Genomic DNA, 19,024 nt, shown 5'->3' with positions numbered 1-19,024 from the left:
GCCGCGTACAGCCCCCCGCCAGCGCTACGGTACAGCCCCCGCTAGCGCTGCTTTGGGGGTAAAAGGGGGGGTGTGCTGATGGCGGAGGGGGGGTGGTGATGGGGAATCACGGGAAGCGGGGGGCGCTGGCGATCATTATCGCGGTGGCTGTGCCGATGGGGCTGGTGTTGCGGAGTTATGGGGGGCCGGGGTGGCTGCGCAACGGCGCGGGGGCGGTGCTTTATGAGGTCGTCTGGATCGCGGGGGCGCAGATGGTGTGGATTTATGCGGGGACACTTCGGCTGGCGATCGCGGTGCTCGCGGCGACGTGCGCGATCGAGGTGCTGCAACTGAGCGACGCGAGCTGGCTTTGGGCGGCGCGCAGCACGACGCCGGGGCGGCTGCTGCTCGGAGGGAACGGGGGGTTCGATCCGATGGATTTTCCGCTGTACGGGGTTGGCTGCGCGCTGGGGTACGCGGTGTGCCGACCATTCCGCGCTACGAGATGAAGACGGGGGGCGGCGCGTGAGGGGGGAGGCGCGTCAGACGGCTGGGGTGGCGGCGGGCTCCGCGGAGGCGGGGGGCGGCTGGGGGGGGTCGGGGTCCTGCTTGGCGTGCGGGAAACGGTCCATGCGGCTGAGCACGGGGAAACCCCAGGCCCACAACGCGGCCACGATCAGGGTGGCGGTGCCGCCGAGGAGGATGGCGGGCAAGAGGCCCAACCAGCGGGCCGTGAGGCCGGACTCGAACTCGCCGAGCTCGTTGGAGGCGCCGATGAACACCGCGTTCACCGCGCTCACGCGGCCGCGGATGGCGTCAGGGGTCTCGAACTGCACGAGGATGTGACGGATGTAGACGCTCACCATGTCGCCAGCGCCGATGAGGAACAAGGCGACGAGCGCGACCGGGAAGCTCCGCGTCTGGCCAAGCGCGATCGTGGCGAGGCCGAACACCGCGACGCCGCCGAACATCCAGCGGCCGACACGGGTACCGATCGGCCAGACGGCGAGCGCGCCGGCGGTGAGCGCGGCGCCCACCGCGGGCGCGGTGCGGAGCACGCCGAGGCCGGTCGGGCCGGCGTGCAGGACGTCGCGCGCATACGCGGGCAACAGCGCCACCGCGCCGCCGAAGAGCACGGCGAACAGGTCGAGCGAGATCGCCCCCAGCACCGCCGGACGCGACCACACGAAGCGCAGCCCCTCCAGGACCGCATTCCATGACGTCGGCTCCCTGCGCCGGGGCTGCTGGGTGGAACGCGCGAAGCGCATGAGCACGAGAGAGAGCAGGAGCAGCGCCGCGACCATTGTGTAAACGGCCGTCGTTCCAGCAAGGTAGAGGAGCCCGCCCAGCGTCGGGCCCACGATCACGGCAGCATGGAAGCTCGAGGAGCTGAGCGCGACCGCCTTGCCGAAGCTGTCCGCCGGCACGAGGTTCATCAGGATCGCCTGAGACGCCGGCATCATGAAGGCGCGCGCGCTGCCGAACAGGACCAGCACGCCGAACACCGGCCAGACCACCTTGAGACCCGACACCGTGAACGCGAGCAACAGCAAGGAGCACGCGAGCTCCGCGGCGAGGCCGAGCGAGATGATGTTCTGCCGGTTGAACCGGTCCGCGGCCTGCCCGGCGAAGAGGATCAAGGCAAAGAACGGCGCGAACTGGGCGAGCCCGATGAGGCCCAGGTCGAAGACGTCGCCGGTCAACGCGTAGACCTGCCAGCCGATCGCCACGCTCTGCATCTGCACCGCGACCGCAGAGAGCAGCCTGGCGGCAAGGTAGAAGGTGAAGCTCCGGTGGCGCAGCACGCCGAGCCCGCCGAGGTTGGTTGAGGACATGTCCACGCCAGCGGTGACCGCTGCCCGAAGAGGGAGAGAAGAGGGTTGATGAAGCGGCGCGGCCACGGGGATCGCAGCCCAGACGGGACGCCGCCGCACCGCGCGTCCGACGGCTTCGCAACGCCCGTGCCACCGGCGCGGCCCGCGGCGCGGGCACGAGATCGTTCCGGCACGAGCACACCCCGCTCGACCCCGGGAGCAGCCGCGGGGGCGCTGCTGCTTCAGCAGCAGCGGTGGTGCTCCGCTGCGCCGCCACGCGCAGCGGAGGGCCGCGCGGGAATCGCGGGAATCGCGCGGGAAGAACGAGGCGAACCGGGCGACGGCGGAGGGCGGTGCTTGCTGTCGGCTTGACAGCGGCGCGCCGGGCGGGTTCTCGTGGATCGACGAGCGTTCACCGTCGGGCCGTGCTGCGCGACGGCACAAGGAGAGGGGCATCGACCATGCGGGACTTGAAGGGGATCGTCGAGGTGACGTTGCTCGTCGAGGAGAACGGCGCGCTCACGCCGGCGCGGGAGTACTTCCACCGCGACACGACCTACGTCGAGGGGCGATCAGGCCAGCGCTACGCGCTGCGCGTGCGGAACCTGACCGGCGGGCGCGTGGAGGTGGTGCCCACGGTCGACGGCCTTGACGTGCAGAGCGGCAAGGACGCCTCGTTCGACCTCCGCGGCCACGTGATCAACGCGCACAGCTCGTGGGACTTCACCGGGTTCCGCATCAGCCAGAGCGACGTCGCGACGTTCCGCTTCGGCAGCATCGAGCAGTCGTACGCCGCGCAGATCGGCAAACCCCGCAACGTCGGCGTCATCGGCCTGGCGGCGTTCGAGGAGCGGGCGCCGCTGCCGCCGCCTCCCCCGCTCGCCGCGCCCTCGTCGCCGCCGCCGATGTTCGGCGGCGCACCGCCGATGGGCGGGGCCGCGCCTCCGCCCGGGCCGCCCCCGTCGCCGGCAGCGCCGCCGCCGGGCGCCGTGGCGCGAGCGCCGATGGCGCCGCCGGGGTTCGGCCCGCCGGCGCCGGCCGGGGCGTACGCGCCCGCCCCTGCCCCCCAGGCGCCGAAGGGGCTCGGCACGACGTTCGGTGAGCGGCGCGAGTCGCGGATTCATTCCACGACGTTCGACCGGGCGACGCCCAAGCCCGTCGCCGTGCTGGTGATCCGCTACGAGCAACGCGAAGGCCTGCGGGCGCTCGGGATCGACGTGGACGGGCTCTCCGAGCGCGAGACCGCCAGCCCCTTCCCGGCCGAGACCGGCTTCGCCAAACCCCCGCCCGGCTGGCGAGGTTGACCGCGCGCGGAGGCGCTCCCTGACGCCGAGACAGGCCGAGCTAGTCCGGCAAACGCTCGTGCGCGCCGATGTCGACCGCGTCGCCGATCATGCGGGGAAGGCCGCCGTAGTCGAAGCGGGCGGACCGCGGCAGCGGCATCGCGACGTCGACGAGCACCTCCGCGCCTGCGTCGACCGCCGGGCTGTCGGCGCTGAGCGAGACGTCGCTGGGGGGATTGACGAGCAGCGGATCGGCCCGGATGCCGAGCGCCCCGGGAAACACGCCCGCGCCGCCCCAGAAGAGGTTGCGGTCGCCCATGAGGCTCACGTCCTCCGGCGGCGTGCCGGCGTTTGGGTCGAGGAAGCAGAAATACGGCGTCCCGAGCAGGGCAATGACGTTGTTGCGGATGTGGATGGCCTCGCCGCTGAGGAAAGGGATGGTCTCCGGGCCATCGAGGCGGAAGCCGCAGGCGCTGAGGTGGTAGAAGGTGTTGTTGAAGACGAGGATCTCGGCTCCGGCAGTGGTCTCCTTCGGGAGGAGAACCACCTGTTCCGCGTCCTTGATTACGTTATCGAAATACGCCACGCGGCCGCTCGACTGGCCAGCCGTAGTATCGTTGCAATATTGCATATTTAGCCCTGAGTGCAGCGTATTGGCGAGGTTATGGTGAAAGCGAATTTCGCTCACCTCCTTCGGCTCGAACGTGATCGGATCAGGGACGTGATCGAACTCGGAGAAGCCGACCTCCACGTTGACGACCTCCACGTTGCACGCCCCCACGCCGCGCAACGCGGTGCGCGCGCCAGTGGCGAACGTCGAGCCGAGGATCGTCACCGCGTCGACGCGCTCATGCAGGTAGACGCCGTCCGCCGCATAACTCTCGAAACGACAGCCGACGATGCGGAGGCCATCCATGTTGGCGATGGATCCGCCCATGCCCACGTCAGTGAACACGAGGTTCGACAACACGACATAACCCGCACGGGCAGCACGGACCCCGACATACAGCATGTCCGCATCCCTCGGCGCCCCCAGCAGGCCGACGTGCGGACGCTCGCCAGGGTACCCGACGACGGCGATGGGGCGATCCGCGGTGCCGGGCCTGGCGAGCTGCGCGAGCGGCAAGGCGCACGTGATGGGCAGATCGTCATGGGTGGTATCACACGTGGTGTCGCCCGAGTAATCGCCATCGCGGACGTAGGCGACGTCGCCCGGCGCGAGCACGCTGGCGAGCTTCGCGAGCGAGGCGCAGGGCGCCGCCTCCGTGCAGTCCTGGCTCTCGTCATTCCCGTCCGCCTCGTCGACGAACCGGATCGTCCCGGGCCGCACCGTGAACCGGACCGTATCGCTCGCCACCCCGTTTCGGCGCACCACGACGTCCATGGACCCAAAGGGCATGTCCTCGTCGACTTGCACCACGATCACGTCGAGCGCGCGCGCGACGTCGTCCGCGGCATACGCGCCGTCGCGCTTGCTGAAGAGCGAGGCGGGCGCGCCGCCGAACGTCACCTCGATCGCGTCGCTGTCTCCCTCGACGAGCCGCACGCCATAGAGCGTGACGTAAGCTCCCGGCGGCCCCGACTCGAGATCGGTGAACAGCACGAGCGGCGCGGTGAGCCGGTCGGGCGCCGCGCCGCCGCCTCCTTCCGAGCCAGCGCCGCCTCCTGCGGCTCCTGCCCCGCCTCCTGCGGCTCCGGCGCCGCTCCCTCCGGGGTCGCCGCCTCCCCCGCCCTCCCCGCCGGTCCCAGCGGGGCGCGGCTTGCCCTCATTCACGCCGAGGATCTCCGCGCAGCCCAGCGCGCCGAGGGCGAATGCGTGCAGGACGAACCAGGATGCTCGATACCCTCGAGGTCGAGGCATTCTGCACGTGTATCACGCGCGGTCGGCCCTCGCGCCCACAGAAACCTCTGTTATCCCCCTCCACCACCCGGTAACCTCAAGAGGCAGACATGTCCGGAGGAGCGACGGGGAGCGCCATGGCAGGGCTCGACCTCATGCCCGGCAGCGTGCTCGCGGGCAAGTACCGCGTCGAGCGCCTGCTCGGGCAGGGCGGGATGGGCCTCGTCGTCGGCGCGCGGCACCTGCACCTCGACGAGCCGGTCGCGATCAAGGTGCTCCGGGACGAGCTCGCCCGGGAGCCGGCCATCGTCGAGCGGTTCCTGCGCGAGGCGCGCGCGGCGGCCAAGATCAAGAGCCGGTACGTCGTGCGCGTCACCGACGCGGACCGCCTCCCCTCGGGCGCGCCGTACCTCGTCATGGAGTGGCTCGAGGGGAGCGATCTCGCGTCGATCGTGGAGCGCGAGGGGCCGCTGGACGCCGCGCGCGCGGCCCGCCACGTCGTCGAGGCCTGCGAGTCGCTCGGCGAGGCGCACGCGCTCGGCATCGTCCACCGGGACCTGAAGCCGAGCAACCTGTTCGTGGCCCACCTCCCGGACGGCTCGATCTGCACGAAGATCCTCGATTTCGGCATCTCCAAGCTGCTCGGTGAGGAGCTGACGGGCACCGGCAACACGCTCGGGACGCCGAGCTACATGGCGCCGGAGCAGATGATGTCGGCGCGGAACGTGGACGCGCGCGCGGACATCTGGGCGATGGGCGTGGTCCTGTACAAGCTCGTGACCGGCACCGTGCCGTTCCGCGCGTCGACGCCGTCCGAGCTCGGCATGAAGGTGCTCTTCGGGGAGCCCACGCCGCCCGAGCAAGCGCGGCCGGATCTGCCGCCGGGCCTCGCGCAGGTGATCCTCCGCTGCCTGCGGCGCGAGCCGGCGCAGCGCTTCGCCACGGCGGCCCAGCTCGCGGCAGCGCTCGCGCCGTTCGCCGGCGACGCAGGCGCGCAGACTGTTGCGCTGCCGGCCGCGCGGGAGAGGCCGCCGCGGGACGCGACGCCGGGGCTCGCGCCGGCCGCGGCGACGCCGCAGGCAGCGGTCGCGACCGACGGGCCGAACCGCACCTTGTCGCTGCTGAACGCGCCGGTTCCGCGGCCGAGCGGGACGCCACCCCCGGACGCGACCCCGAGCCCGACCACGGACGCCGGGGACTCGGCGCGCAGGCCCGGGCCCGTCGTGGCGGCGCTCGCCGCGACGGCGCTCGCCGCGGCGGCAGGGCTCGCGCTCTGGGCTCGCGGCGCCCCGTCCACGCCCGAGACGACCGCCCCGCCGAGCGCCGCCCCGGCGGCCATCGAGCCAGCGCCGGCCGCGCCGGATCCCGCGCCCACGGCGGAGCCGAGCGCGTCCGTGGCACCGAGCCCGGGCACGCCGGCCACGCCGAACCCGGCTGCGCCGAGCCCGGACATGCCGGCCGCTACGAGCCCGGCCGCGTCGGCCGCGCTGGCCGCACCGAGCGCAGCTGCGCCGGCCGCCCCCAGCGCCCGCACTGCGCCGCGGCAGACCGCTGCCACGCCGCGCGCGCCCGCCGCGACGGGCGAGCGCCGGACGACGGTTCCCGGCACCGCTGCGACGCCGCGCGCGCCGGCCGAGTCGCCCGAGAATCCCTTCGGTGGGAGGAGAAAATGACGCCACGGACGGCAACCTGGTGGCCCGTGCCATCAGGGATCGCGGCCCTCGTGGCGGCAGGTGCGCTCGCGGCCGCGCCGGCCGCGGCGCAGCCGGTATCGGCCCAGGATCAGGCGGCCGCGCAGGCGATCTTCGACGAGGCGCGCGCGCTCACCGCGGCGGGCAACCACGCCGAGGCGTGCCCCAAGCTCGAGGAGAGCCAGCGGCTCGATCCCTCGATCGGGACGCAATACTACCTGGCGGAGTGCCTCGAGGCGATCGGCCGCACGGCGAGCGCGTGGACGCTCTATCTGCAGGTCGGGGACCTGGCCGAGGTGGCGGGGCAGAGCGCGCGCGCCAAGTACGCGCGCGATCGCGCCGAGCGCATCGCGCCGTCGCTCGTGCGCCTGACCATCCGGGTCCCGGACGCGCTGCGCGCCGTGCCGGACCTGCACGTCGAGCGCGACGGCTCGGTGGTCGGCGCGCCGCAATGGGGCGCCGCGGTGCCGGTGGACCCGGGACGGCATACCGTCGTGGTGACGGCGCCGGGCAAGAAACCCTGGCGCCGCGAGGTCGACGCGAGCGCGCCGGGCGAGACCGTCGCCGTCGACGTGCCGCCGCTCGCGGACGCACCCGGGGCGCCCACGCCCGACTCCGCCGCGCCGCCCCTCGCGCCGCCGCGCCCCGCGGGATCCGCTCCGGCCGCCGCCGCGCCCGGGTCGACGCGGCGGCTCGTGGGCGTCGTGGTGGCCGGCGCGGGCCTCGCGGCCGCAGCCGTGGGCGGGGGCTTCGGCGTGCGCGCCATGGCGAAGCGCGACGCGTCGAACGACGGCCACTGCGACGCGCAGGACGCCTGCGATCCGGAGGGGCTCCGCCTGCGCCAGCAGAGCCTCGACGCGGCGCTCGTCTCGACGATCGCCTTCGTCGGCGCGGGGCTCGCGCTCGCCGGCGGCGCGGTCCTGTTCTTCACGGCGCCCTCGGACCGCGTGCCGGCGGCGGAGCCCTCGGTGCACGTGTCCATCGGGCCGCTCGGCGCCAGCGTGGGCGGGCGGTTCTGACGGGCAGGCACCGTACCGCGGAACCCGACGAATCGAACTGTGGCCCACGGGCGCATCCACACAGCAGGGCGAAGAGCGTGTCGAGGAGGCCTCTTGAGCCGTCAACCCCGGCGTGCGGAGCGGCCCATCATCGCTTGAGCAGCCAGTCTCGGTAGAAGACATAAGCGCGCTTCCACGCGCTCGCGACGCCCGGATCGCCCGCGATCCGCGCCTGCCAGTAGGCGTCGAGCCTCGCTCGCTGCTCCTCGGTGATCCGGTAACGTTTGAGCGTCTCATCCGTCCTCCCGGGATGGAGGCTCAGCTCGACACAGAGCGAGGCATACTGCTCGAGCGAGAGCGTCGGTGAGCTCGGCCCCGCGGCACCTGAGGGCGCGACCGCCGGCGGGCCCTGCGCAGGGCGCGCCGGCTCGGGCGCCCGGGGAGCCTGCGCCGGCTTTGCTGGCTGCGCGAACGGAAGCACGGTCCCTTGCTGGCGCAGGTTCGCCATCACGGAGGAGATGTCCTCGGTCTCGCGCCCCGCCGGCGCGGCCCTCCTCGGCGCGGCCGCGGCCTCCGCGGGTGGCGGCGGCGCGCGCTCGGCGGGAGGAGGTGGCGCTCCGGGGCTCGGGGGTTCGAAGGGGAGCGCCGCGCCTTTCCCCGCGTCGGCTACAGGATGCGTCTGCTGGATGCTGCTGAACTGCCGCATCCCCACGGGCACGACGGAGGGGTCGACCGGCGGGCGTACGACCGCTGGCGGCACGACCGCTGGTGGCACGACCGCCGGCGGCACGACTGCTGGCGGCACGACCGCCGGCGGCACGACCGCCGGCGGCACGATCGCTGGCGGCACGGCGACAGCCGGCGCTGCGGCGGCCATCGGCGACTGCGCCGCCGCGATCGCGTAACTCGGCATCTCGATCCGCGGCGCGGCGGGCGCGGGAGCAGCCGTCGCGGGCGCCTCGCGCTCTTCCTCGCCGCCGCGTTCGCCTCCGGCGGCGTCCGCCCCGGCGGCCGGCGGGGGCGCCGGCGCGAGCTCCTCGGGCAGCGGACCGAGGCTGGGCAGCGCCGGCTGCTCCTTCTTCAGCCGCGCGGCCGCCGCGACGAACGTGGCGCCGAAGCGCCGCGACAGCGCCTCTTCCTCGAGCGCGCTCTCCGCGGCGAGGGCGTCGGTCCACGCCAGGACGGCATCCTCCCAGCGCGCCTCGGTCAGGCCGAGCCGCCTCAGCACCTCCGTCGACCGGCTCCGCGGGAAGTGCCGCACATGGGCCATGATCTCGGCGTAACGCTCGAGGGTGAGCCCCCCGCGCGTCTCCGCCTGCTCGAACGGCTCGCTCGCCCCTCCGGTCATCCCATCCTCTCGGTTCACGGCGCGCCCGCGCGGCCTTCGTTCAGCAGTTGAGGTTCACCACGCCGCCGTTCACGTTCACGGTGCCGCTGCCCTTCACGTTCACCGTGGTGCCGGAGACGGTCACGGTGCCGCCCGTGATCGCGATCGACCCGCTGCCGTTGATCAGCACCGTCACGCCGTTCACCTCCACGATCGCCGCGCCGGCGCGGACCTTGGCGCCGCCCTTGATGTCGATCCACGGGGCGTCCACGTTGACATTGCCCGCGCCGTTCACGTCCACGACCGGCGCGCCCACCGTGACCCTGCTCCCGCCGACCACCTGCGCCTCCGACCCCGCGCCCACGACGACGTTGGTCCCGGCCGACGCGATGAGGTTCGTGCCGGCCGACGCGGTGAGCAGGCCGCCCTGCGCGATGGCCGAGAGGTCGGAGGCCGCGGTGATCATCACCGTCGATCCGGAGCTCACCGACACCGAGCCGGCGCTCGTCGACTGCGATCCCGTGACCTGCACCGACTGGTTCCCGCCCACCTGGGTCGCGTCGTCGACGCCCACCGCGCGCGACGCGTTGCGCTTCACCGTCTCGTCGAGGTCCCGCGCCGCGTGCAGGACGATCTGCTCCTTGCCCGCCGCGTCCTCGAACGCGAGCATGTTGAAGTTGCCGTCGAACGGGCTCGTGTAGCTCTTGATCGCGCTGTACGTCGGGCGCCGCGTCGGGTTCTCCGGGGGCAGGTTCGCGCCGTTGTACACGCGGCCCGTCACGATGGGGCGATCCGGATCCCCGTCGAGGAAGTCGACGATCACCTCGTTGCCGACCCGCGGGTGCCAGAGCGCGCCGTGCCCCGCCGCGCCGGCGAAGAGCTGGCTCACCCGCACCCAGCAGGAGCTCGGCTCCTTCTCGAGCCGGCCGCTGTCGAGGTCCCAGTGGAACTTGAGCCGGACGCAGCCGATGTCCTCCGGCCCGCCGAGGTGGATCTCCGCGCCGGCGGACGACGGATCCGCGGTCACGACCGCCGTCTGGCTGCCCACGATCCGCGGCCGCGGCGTCCGCCGCTCCGGCCGGAAGTTCGAGTCGCCGTCCTGCCCCTTCGCGCCGCAGCGGATCGCCTCGAAGTGGGCCGCGTACGGCTCCTCCTCGGCCCCCCTCGCCGCGAAGCTCTCCCGCTCGTGGCCGACGTGCTCGATCGCGGTGACGAGGTAACGGCCGCTCCACTTCGAATTCGAGTGATCCAGCTGGAAGACCGAGCCCGCGCCGAGCAGCCGGCACGACGCGCTCGCCGCCGCCCACTCGCGCTCGGTGTCGAGGCGCTGCTGCCGCTTCTCCGCGAGCCGCTCCCCGAGCTCCTTCGAGTGCTCGTAGCGCCCGGGGTGCTCGTGCGTCTGGAAGTCGGTGACGCCCGCGGGGGAGACGGCGACGAGGTCGAGCTGCGGCCGGCGCCAGCTGTAATCGTTGAGCGAGGCCGACTTCGGCCGCACGCGGGCGCCGACGCGCACGTCGCGCACCTCGCGCCCGAGGATGCCCGGCCCGAGCGGGCTCGTCGGGTCGATGAGCGCGCGCCCGCCGTCGAAGTCCGACAGGACGAGGGTGCACTCGCCCGCCGTGTGCTCGAAGTGGTACGAGATGCCCTCTTCCTCGAGCAGGCGCGAGACGAACGCGAAGTCGCTCTCCTCGTACTGCACGCAGTACGGGCGCGCCTCCGGGTCGGCGATGCGGCTCATGTCCACGACGCGCCACGCGAACGTCTGGCGCGCGGGCTGGAAGCGGCCGAGGTCGCCGCCGTCCTGCTCGCCGTCCCCCGACGAAGGCTCGAGGCCCGCGCCCCACGACGCGCGCGAGAGGACCTGCTCGACGATCTGCTGGAGCGTCTTCTCCAGGTAGATGATGCTCTTCTTCATCATCGTGGCGCGGAGCAGCGGGGGCGCCAGCGCGACGCGGTAACGCGTGCCCTCGTGGAGCTCCCCGAGCTCCTCGGCCGACGCGATGATCCCGTGCACGACGCGCGAGGCCGGGGTCGTGCTCGTCTCGATCCGCAGCGCGGCGGCGCGGCCCACGAGATCGGCGACGTCGACGTCCGGCGCGTCGGGGAGGCGCAGGAGCTCGATCTCGAACGCGTAGAGCTCGCTCATCGCCTCCCTGCCGCGGAACTCGACCACGCGGAGGTGGTGCCAGGGCCCGTCCGGGTGATTGGCCCCCTCCCAGGCAAACGCGTAATCCTTGGCCATGCGCTGATCCTCTCCTCGGTGGTTCCCTCGAGCGCCGCGGCCGGCCGCGGCCGGCGCGCGTCGCCGCGCCGCGCGCCCGTCAGTTCAGGTTGATCGTCTCCCCCTGGACGACCACATCGTCGCTCGCCTTGATCTTCACTTCTCCCTGCGTCGCGGTGAGATCGATGCTCCTCGCGCGGAGGCGGAGATCGCCCGGGAGCTCCAGGCTCACGTCGGCCGTGAGCAGGCGGACCACCGGCCCCGCGTCCGACGAGGCGACCTCGACGAGCGGTGTCCCGGCCGCGGAGGTGATGCGGACGACCTCATCGGGCTCGAGCGCGATCCGCGCCGCCTCGGCGGGCGGGACCTCCGGGCGCAACGCGAAGCCGTCGACGACGCCGGTCACGATCGGCTCCGGCCAGTTCGAGGGCCGGGTGATCAGCACGTGATCCCGCGCGCGGACGGCGAGGCCGTGGAGGGTGGGCAGCCACCGCTCCTGCGGGCCAGAGGCGCCGTCCCAGCGGACGAGCACGCGGCCGGCGAGGCTCGGGTGCCGCGCGTCGACGCACTCGCCCACGAGCACCTCCCCGGCGCCAGGCACGGCCGCGCCGAGCGCGCCGGCGCCCTGGGCCAGCGGCGGCGGCGCGTCGACGAGATCGTCGATGGGGGACGGCTCCTCGAACACGGCGGTGCTTGGCTCGGATCTCTGCTGCATCACTCACCTCCTCGGTGCGCCGCCCGGAGGGGGCGCGGCGGGCTGCGTCGCCGCGGGTCGAGCCCGGGCGCCCGCCGCCGCGAGCTGGTCGCGCACGGTCGGCGGCGGCTCGTAGGCGATCGGGCGATCGTTGCCGATCGACACTTCGATGGGAATGTATTTGTGCACCCCAGCAAGAAACGGGCGCGGGAGCTCGACGGTGGCCGCGTAGAGCACGCAGAGCTCCCCGGCCTCGGGCTCGACGACCACGCTGTGGGTCCGCACGGGCACCGCGGTGCGGCGCCCCTCGATCGAGAACGCCACGGCCGGCGGCGGGCCCGGGAGCCGGAACGTTATCGCCTCGCGCTCGGGGTGCATCCCCTCGATCCGCACGGGCTCGTCCCCGCGCAGGTCGTCGAGCACGAACCCGGGCGGCGCCTCCTGGAAGAAGCGCGGCGCGACGCCGGCCGGGCGCCCCGACCGGTGCCCCGCCGGGAGCATGCCGAGGCGCACCTCGGGCAAACGCGCGTCGTCGGGCGCCGGGAACCACGGGTCGACCCGGGGGCCGAAGAAGTGGTATCGCGGGAAGGTCATCGCCGGCACCCAGTCGAAGCAGGCCGGGAGCGGGCGCTCGTACCACCGCGCGGGATCACCGGAGGCGAGGCGCTCGGGCGTGAGCAGATCGGCCGGGTCCTCGAGGTTGGGCATCTCGGCGCCCGGGAGCGGCTCGGTCAGGACGAGGTAGCCCTTGCCGTACGGATTGCGGGGATACATGCCCGGGTGATCGATCTGCATCGCGGCCATCGCGGCCTGCGGCGGGCTCACCTCGCCTCTCGGCCGCACCCGGGCGTCGACGCCGCCATAGGCGTTCTCGTAGGTGATCGGCACGCGGGTGAACGGCTCCGGCTCCCCGATGGCCGGCGCGCCCGCGGCGGTCCAGCGGATCGCCCGGCGGCCGAAGACGGCGATCCGCTTCGACGCGCCGCCGAGGCTCGCGGACACGGTCATCGCGGTGACGGGCTTGCCCCCGGGGGCGCACGCGGCGCCGCGGACCACGAAGTCGGTCGCCTGTTTGTGAGGCCAGTAGTCCGTGCCGGGGCGGAGCCGGGGCGTCAGCGTCTCGTCGCGGAGGTCGTGGAAGAGCGGCCGGGGCGGCGCGAGCGCGCATGTCTCGCCGGCGATCGTGTACGTCTGCTTCACGAGCACGTACGCGGCCGGGCGCCCACCCTCCCAGGGGAAGAGGTCGAGCAGGGCGTCGTACGTCTCCCGCAGGGGGGCGCGGGGCGCGCTCACAAGAGCGGCCCCCAGGCGCCGGTCGATCCCGTGTTCTTCCCGGGAGGCACGGGGTTGCCGCGGCCGTCCGTGCTCACCGTCGTCATCGTGGAGCTGCCGTCCTTCGCCTCGGTGGTCACCGTCTGGACCACGCTCCCGTCCGGGCCCGAGTCCGTGGCCGTGGTCGTCGTGCTCCCATCCGGATTGTACACCGTGCTCTTCTTGTGCAGGCCCTTGTGGATGTTCTCGGAGGCGTCGGCGCGGCCCGACCACCGCTCGCCCTCGGCCGCGCCGGGGGTGTAATCGACCTGCGCAGATCCCGAGTTCACCGCGGTGGTGACGGAGCCGGAGCCCGAGTACTTGTCCTGCTGCGCGGGAGGCGCCCCGGGGTGGTGCTCCTCGGTGACCGAGGCCTGCGAGCCCACCACCGGGGTCGCGAGCGCCACGCCGATCGTGTGTTTGTCGCCTTCCTTGGTGGCGTCGCCGCCGGCGTCCCACGTGTACGACCTCGACTCCGACAGCTTGAGCGAGCTCCCGGTCCCCTTGTGCTCGGCGAGGGTGAACTCGGCGCCGACGCTCACCTGAGAGGGGTTGTTCTTCGTGTCCGTGGACAGGCAGGAGATACCCACCTTCCACTCCGCGCCGAGGGCCTTGAACCCGAACTCGCCCTTGACCGGATAACGCGGATCGATGAGGTGCTGCGCGACGCTGGCCCCGAGCCCGACCGCCGTCCCGAGCGCCGCCTTCATCCACTCCTCTCCCGGGGTGAGGTTCACGCCGGGCGGCTTGAAGAACAGGTAGTCGATGACCATCGTCCCGGCCGTGGCGATCAGCGCGCCGACGAGATCGGCGCCCGACACGCCGACGAAGACGTTGAGGTAGAGGTTCGTCACCGTCAGCGAGAGCGGCATCGACATCGGCTGGCCGCAGGAGAGCGACGGCAGCGGGGGCCGGAGGCTCATGCAGGCCGCCGGGAAGCCGTTCATGCGCACGGAGAAGCAGGTGACGATGACCTTCCGCTTCGACGTCGGGAGGAAGGTGGGGAGCAGCGCGTTGTTGATCGGGATCGTGATCTGCGGGATGAGCTTGCCGCAGTCGTGCCCTGCCAGCATGAGCGCGAGGCCCCCGCAGAGCACGCTGCTCGTCTTCTTCACCGAGCCGAGGCCCACGCCCGGCGGCCACGACTGCGGGACCACGATCTCGATCGCGTACGTGGGCACGGGCGGCGTGGGCGGGGGCGGGATCGGATGGTAGAGGTGCGTCGAGTAGCCGACGCTGACGTCCGCCGAGCGGCAGACGGGGACGGGCATGCTCATCGATCAGCTCCTCTCCGGGGCGAAGGCACCGCCGTCCACGAGGCGCAGGCGCATCGAGCGCTCCGCGCTCGGGTACTCGAACATGAACGCGTGCCGGAACACGAGGTAGAAGCGCTCCTCCTCCGGCAAGAGCAGGAGGAGCTGCGGGGTGAGCTCCCGCGTCCCGGCGCGGGTCCCGGCGACGTAGTCGACGACGACCTGCAGCGCGGGGAGCCGGAAGGAGACGACCTCGCGATCCGGGGTGAGGCCGCTCATCGTCACCACGCTCCCGGGCTCCGGGCGGGAGACGATCCACGTCGGGTGCGCCCGGTGGAAGACCGCCTCGTGGATCTCCATCGGCGGCATCTTCCCCGGCTCGACCGGATCCTGCGGGTCGGGAGGCCGCACCGAGCGCGCGGCGTGGAGCGCGGACTCCATGGGCAACGGGGCCCAGGAGGCGGGGTCGGGCGCGTCGTCCCAGGCGCGGATCGGCGCCGCGGGGTCCTCCACGTTGGGCAGGAGGCGCTCTTCGTCGTAGCGCGGGTACCCCTCGGGCGCGCGGAGCATCTCGGCGAGGCCCCGCGCCGGCGGGCCTGGGTCGAAGCCGCGCCCGCGCGGGTTGCGGAGATCCGAGACCTCGACGAAGGCCTCGCGGTCGATCTCGACGTCGGCGCGCCCCCCGAAGGCGCGCTCGTACGTGAGCGGCATGCGCGTGAAGGGCGCGGCGGGGCCGATCCGCCGCTCGCCCTCGCGGCCCTCCCAGCGCCGATCGCCGGAGATCGCGAGCTCGCGGCGCTCGCCGCCCACGGACAGGCCGACGGTCATCTGCTGGACCGGGCGGCCGCGCGGCGCGTAGGCGGCGCCGAGCAGGGCCACCTCGAACGCTTCGTCGCGGCGGGGCAGGTCGTCGCGGGGGAGCAGGCCGAGCTCGGTCTCGTGGTCCTCGGCGAGGATCGGGACGGGATCCTGCGTGTCGAGCGCCGGGCCCTGCGGCGTCACCCGGAACGTCGCCTTGGCCACGATCATCCCGGCGCGGTGCGCGCCGCCGAGCAGCCGGGCGACGAACAGCCTCGCGGGCACGGGGGTGACATTGACGAGCTCCATGGCGCGCTCTCGCGAGGCGAGCGAGAGGACACTATCCGCGATGGACGGGAGCTCCAAGTTCTCGGGGCCGGGCGCCCACGGCGGGGCGACCGATCAGCGCGTGTCCAGCCGGCCGCCGACCGCGCTGCGGAGCTCGGCCAGCGCGGTCCGGTAAGCGCGCGCGACCTTGAGGAGCTTCAGCTGCGAGGCGGCGCGGCGCTCGTCGAGATCCAGCGCGTCGAGCCGGTGGATCTGGCGGCTCTCGAGCGAGCGCGCGATCTCGACGCCGGCGCGCTCGGCGACGGGGAGCGCGCGCGCCCGGAACGACTCGAGCACGGCCTCCGCCGCGCGCACCTCGCGGAGCCGATCGCGCACCTCCTGCGCGATCCGCTGGACCTCGCCGGCGAACGCGCGCCGCGCCTCGACGGCCTCCGCGTCCGCGGCGGCGGCGGCCTTCCCGAACGCGTGCAGGTTGAAGAGCGGCACCTCGATCCCGGCCTCGAAGGTCCAGCCCAGCGGGTCGCGCGTGGCGGGCGAGAACTCGTAGCCGACCTCGAGGAACGACAGCCAGGGCCAGCGCTGCCCGCGCGCGATGTCGCCCTTCGCGGCCGCGGCGTCGAGCCCGGCGGCGGCGATCTCGATCTCCGGGCGGCGCCGCAGCGCGGCCTCGATCAGCGCGTCCTCGGCCGGCAGGGCGACGCGCTCCAGCGCCGCGGCCGGATCGCCGACGAGGCGCACCGGCGCGGCGGGGTCGAGCCCGACGCGCTCGAGCAGCGCCGCGAGCGCGACCTTGCGGCGCTCCCGCTGCTCCGCGGCGCCCGCCTCCGCCTCGACGGCCGACAGCGCCGCCATCGCCTCCTCGATCGCGGTCGTCTGCGAGGCGTCGAGCTGGGCCTTCTGCTGGTCCGCGAGGCGGCGGCGCGCCGAGGCCACCGCCTCGTGCGCCGCGATCTCGGCGTCGATCAGCAGGACGTCGTCGAAGAGCCAGCGCACCTCGGCCTCGATCTCGACCTCGACGGCCCGGGCCTCGGCGCGCGCGACCGCCGCCTCGGCGCGCGCGGCCGCCTCGGTCGCCGCGGCCTCGCCGGGCCGGGGCGGGCGCACGCGCACGCCGGTCGCGAGGCGCGGCGCGCCGTCGAGCACCTGGTCGAGGCGCAGCTGCGAGACGCGGATCTCCGGATCGCGGTAGACGCTCGCCCCCTCGGCCTCGGCCTGCGCGTCCGCCGTGTCGGCGCGCGCGTTCATCGCCGCGAGCGCGCCGCTCTGCCGCTTGGCCATGGCCACCGCCTCGTCCACGCGGAGCTCGCTCGGGGCGGCGCCGGGCCGCGCCGCGAGGGGCGCCCGCGCGCGCGCGGCGGCGTCCACGCGCCCCTCGCGGTACAGCGCGACCGCGCGGTCCCCCGCCGCGAGGCGCGGCGGGGGACCGCAGGCCGCGAGCGCGAGGCACGCGACGGACGACAGCACCTGGAGCCCCCGCGCGCCGCTCAGCCCTGCCAAGGCAGCTCCAGGAAGGACGGGACGTCGGCGCCGGCGTCGAACACCACCATCAGCTTGCCGGGCGACAGCGAGGGCGCGATCCCCTCCGGCTTCTGGCCCGGGAAGCGCCGCACGAGGCGCGGCGCGAGCGCGCCGGGCCCGGGCCGCTCGACGCGAAAGAGCGCCCCCGCGGCGCCGTCGGCCGTGGACGGCGTCGACGCGATCGCGAGCGAGCCGTCCGGGAGGAAACACAGATCGGAGATGCCCCCCGGCGCGGGCCCGCCGGCGAGCTCGACGTCGACGCGCGCCCGGGCCCAGAGCGAGAGCCCGGCGCCCTCGAGCTTCCGCGCGTCGAAGAGCGCGCGCGGCGCGTCGAGCCTCCAGATCAGCGCGTTGCCGTCCGCGTCGAGCGGCGCCTTGAGCCCGAAGTAGAGCGCGCCGTCGCGGTAGGCCATGCCCTCGATCTCGAGCGGGCGCGTGCCGCCCGGGAGCCCGAGCGCCGAGAGGGCCGCGGGGCCGGCGGCGTCGAGCAGCTCCGCGAGGTGGACCTCGGCGTCGACGCGGAAGCCCCGGCCGTCCGGCTTCACCCGGAGCAGCGCGGTGCGCGACGCCTTGCGCTTGCCCTTCGCGCTGTAGCCCTGCGACGAGAGCAGGTACACCTCGCCGCCGTCGCCCGCCGCGATCGACTCGATGTCGTTGAGCTCGGACACGCCGCTCACCGGCAGCGGCTCCGGGTCGACGGCGCCCGTCGCGGACATGGCGAACAGCCAGGGCGCGCCCTCGCCGGCGCCGTGGCCCGTGTCGTCGCTGACGACCACGTACCGCGCCTCGGCGGCGCGGGGCAGGATCCCGGACGGCTCGAAGCGCGTCCGCGCGCGCAGCGCCGGGGGGACCGCCATGGGAACCCCGTCGGCGGCACCGGCGCGCGGCGGCGCGGCGGCCGCGGCCGGCGCCGACGCCGCGGGCGAGGCCGGCGCCGCGGGCGCGGTCAGCGCCGTGAGCGAGGCCGGCGAGCGCGAGAAGGCGACGTCGAACGCCTGGCCGGCGAGCAGCGCGAACGGGTGATCGAGCTCGATCGTCGCGAGCCGGCCCCACACGGGCACGCTCGGCAAGGTGCGGCAGCGGATCGGCAGCTCGAGCACGAGCGGCCCGAGCCCGGCGGTCCTGCCCGTGAGCGGCGCCCCCGACCGGCCGCGCACCCAGAGCTTCGCGGTGTCGCCCACCTGGAGGTCGACCGCCGAGCGCTCCGGCACGCAGGCGACGATCCGCCCGCGCGTGCTCGCGATGTCGACGATCGGATCGCCGGGCGCAGCGACGTCGCCCGACCGCTTGTAGATCGTCGAGACGCGCCCGGCGCGCGTGGCGCGCAGCGTCTGCTGGGCGCGCCGGAGCTCGAGGTGCTCGATCTCCTGCCGGGTCACGGCGAGATCCGCCTCGATCTGGCCCGTCTCTGGGCCCGCCCGCTCGCGGATCTTCTTGCGGCGCTCCTCGGCCGCCGCGATCTGCGCGCGCAGGAGCTCCAGGGTGCGCGGCTTCTCGCCGGCGAGCGCCTCGACGCTCGCCCGCTGCAGGTCGAGCGGGCTCAGGTCGTCGAGGCTCGCCTGCTTGTCCTCGACGAGCCGCTTCATCCGGGAGATCTCGCTCGTGAGCGCCTCGCCCTCGGCGGCGATGCGGCGCTGCTCCTCGCGCTGGTGCGCGAGCTCGCGCTGCAGCGACTCGAGGCCCATCTGGATCTCCTCCTCGAGCCGCGCCTGCTCCGCGGGGATGAGCGCCAGGAGGCGCGCCTCCTCGGCCCGCGCCACCTTGAGCTCCGCGTCGATCGCCGCGCTGTCGAGCACGGCGACGACCTGCCCCGGGGCCACCTCGGCGCCGACCTCGACCTGGATCGAGGCCACCCGCCCGATCTCGACCGCGGCGACCAGCTCCATCTCCGCCTCCGCGAAGCCGAGGATCCGGCCGCTCGGCCCCTCGGAGAAGTACAGCCACGCCGCGAGGCCGAGCGTGGCCAACATCGTCAGCACGGGGGCGGCGCTTGAGAGCGCGTAGCGGGT

Annotated in this window: 14 protein-coding genes; 4 read left to right on the top strand and 10 right to left on the bottom strand. The window is 74.0% G+C overall.

The genetic code is table 11. From position 1 onward, the window contains the following. The first annotated feature begins 98 nt into the window (after positions 1-98). Complete coding sequence (locus tag WMF43_RS20195; protein ID WP_437684050.1) at positions 99-488, top strand: DUF2809 domain-containing protein; 390 nt, start codon at positions 99-101, stop codon at positions 486-488. Positions 489-521: 33 nt separating this feature from the next. Here the strand turns inward: WMF43_RS20195 and WMF43_RS20190 are convergent, their stop codons facing one another. Beyond that, positions 522-1,814, bottom strand: a complete 1,293-nt coding sequence (locus WMF43_RS20190) for an MFS transporter (RefSeq protein WP_437682427.1) — start codon at positions 1,812-1,814, stop codon at positions 522-524. A gap of 440 nt (positions 1,815-2,254) precedes the next feature. Between WMF43_RS20190 and WMF43_RS20185 the strand changes: the two genes are divergently transcribed. After that, positions 2,255-3,097 carry a hypothetical protein gene (locus tag WMF43_RS20185; protein WP_437682426.1) on the top strand — a complete coding sequence of 281 codons (843 nt, stop codon included), beginning with the start codon at positions 2,255-2,257 and terminating at the stop codon, positions 3,095-3,097. 40 nt (positions 3,098-3,137) lie between these two features. Here WMF43_RS20185 and WMF43_RS20180 read toward each other — a convergent pair whose 3' ends face one another. Then, the gene (locus tag WMF43_RS20180; RefSeq protein WP_437682424.1) at positions 3,138-4,937 is read right to left on the bottom strand and encodes a choice-of-anchor Q domain-containing protein; all 1,800 of its coding nucleotides are present in this window, start codon (positions 4,935-4,937) and stop codon (positions 3,138-3,140) included. Positions 4,938-5,053: 116 nt separating this feature from the next. Here WMF43_RS20180 and WMF43_RS20175 point away from each other — a divergent pair, with 116 nt between their 5' ends. Both WMF43_RS20175 and WMF43_RS20170 read left to right on the top strand, forming a co-directional pair. Then, positions 5,054-6,589: a protein kinase domain-containing protein gene (locus WMF43_RS20175; RefSeq protein WP_437682422.1), complete on the top strand. Its 1,536-nt coding sequence runs from the start codon at positions 5,054-5,056 to the stop codon at positions 6,587-6,589. Positions 6,590-6,615: 26 nt separating this feature from the next. Beyond that, positions 6,616-7,626 carry a hypothetical protein gene (locus WMF43_RS20170; protein ID WP_437682420.1) on the top strand — a complete coding sequence of 337 codons (1,011 nt, stop codon included), beginning with the start codon at positions 6,616-6,618 and terminating at the stop codon, positions 7,624-7,626. Between the two features lie 127 nt (positions 7,627-7,753). On the opposite strand, the gene WMF43_RS20165 is transcribed toward WMF43_RS20170, so the two are convergent. The 8 genes from WMF43_RS20165 to WMF43_RS20130 all read right to left on the bottom strand — a co-directional run bounded on the left by WMF43_RS20165 (position 7,754) and on the right by WMF43_RS20130 (position 18,985). Further along, a complete protein-coding gene (locus WMF43_RS20165) occupies positions 7,754-8,953 on the bottom strand; it encodes a hypothetical protein (RefSeq protein WP_437682418.1) in 1,200 nt (399 codons plus the stop codon). 40 nt (positions 8,954-8,993) lie between these two features. Further along, a complete protein-coding gene (locus WMF43_RS20160; RefSeq protein WP_437682416.1) occupies positions 8,994-11,174 on the bottom strand; it encodes a type VI secretion system Vgr family protein in 2,181 nt (726 codons plus the stop codon). Between the two features lie 79 nt (positions 11,175-11,253). Next, positions 11,254-11,868 (bottom strand): hypothetical protein, encoded by a 615-nt coding sequence (locus WMF43_RS20155; protein WP_437682414.1) that lies wholly within the window; start codon positions 11,866-11,868, stop codon positions 11,254-11,256. A gap of 3 nt (positions 11,869-11,871) precedes the next feature. Next, on the bottom strand, positions 11,872-13,140 hold the full coding sequence (locus tag WMF43_RS20150; RefSeq protein ID WP_437682412.1) for a DUF2169 family type VI secretion system accessory protein: 1,269 nt from the start codon (positions 13,138-13,140) through the stop codon (positions 11,872-11,874). Then, positions 13,137-14,435: a hypothetical protein gene (locus WMF43_RS20145; RefSeq protein ID WP_437682410.1), complete on the bottom strand. Its 1,299-nt coding sequence runs from the start codon at positions 14,433-14,435 to the stop codon at positions 13,137-13,139. Before WMF43_RS20145 ends, WMF43_RS20150 begins: the two co-directional genes overlap by 4 nt. 3 nt (positions 14,436-14,438) lie before the next feature. Continuing rightward, positions 14,439-15,518, bottom strand: coding sequence for a DUF2169 domain-containing protein (locus WMF43_RS20140; protein WP_437682408.1), 1,080 nt, complete (start codon positions 15,516-15,518; stop codon positions 14,439-14,441). A 93-nt stretch (positions 15,519-15,611) separates the two neighbouring features. Continuing rightward, positions 15,612-16,994 (bottom strand): TolC family protein, encoded by a 1,383-nt coding sequence (locus WMF43_RS20135; protein ID WP_437682406.1) that lies wholly within the window; start codon positions 16,992-16,994, stop codon positions 15,612-15,614. Next, positions 16,982-18,985, bottom strand: coding sequence for an esterase-like activity of phytase family protein (locus tag WMF43_RS20130; protein WP_437684048.1), 2,004 nt, complete (start codon positions 18,983-18,985; stop codon positions 16,982-16,984). Before WMF43_RS20130 ends, WMF43_RS20135 begins: the two co-directional genes overlap by 13 nt. Between the last annotated feature and the right edge of the window lie 39 nt (positions 18,986-19,024).

This window comes from Sorangium sp. So ce131, from assembly GCF_051519095.1.
GTDB lineage: Bacteria > Myxococcota_A > Polyangia > Polyangiales > Polyangiaceae > Sorangium.
Note: the sequence above shows the minus strand (reverse complement) of the source record. Positions and strands in the feature narration are given on the sequence as shown.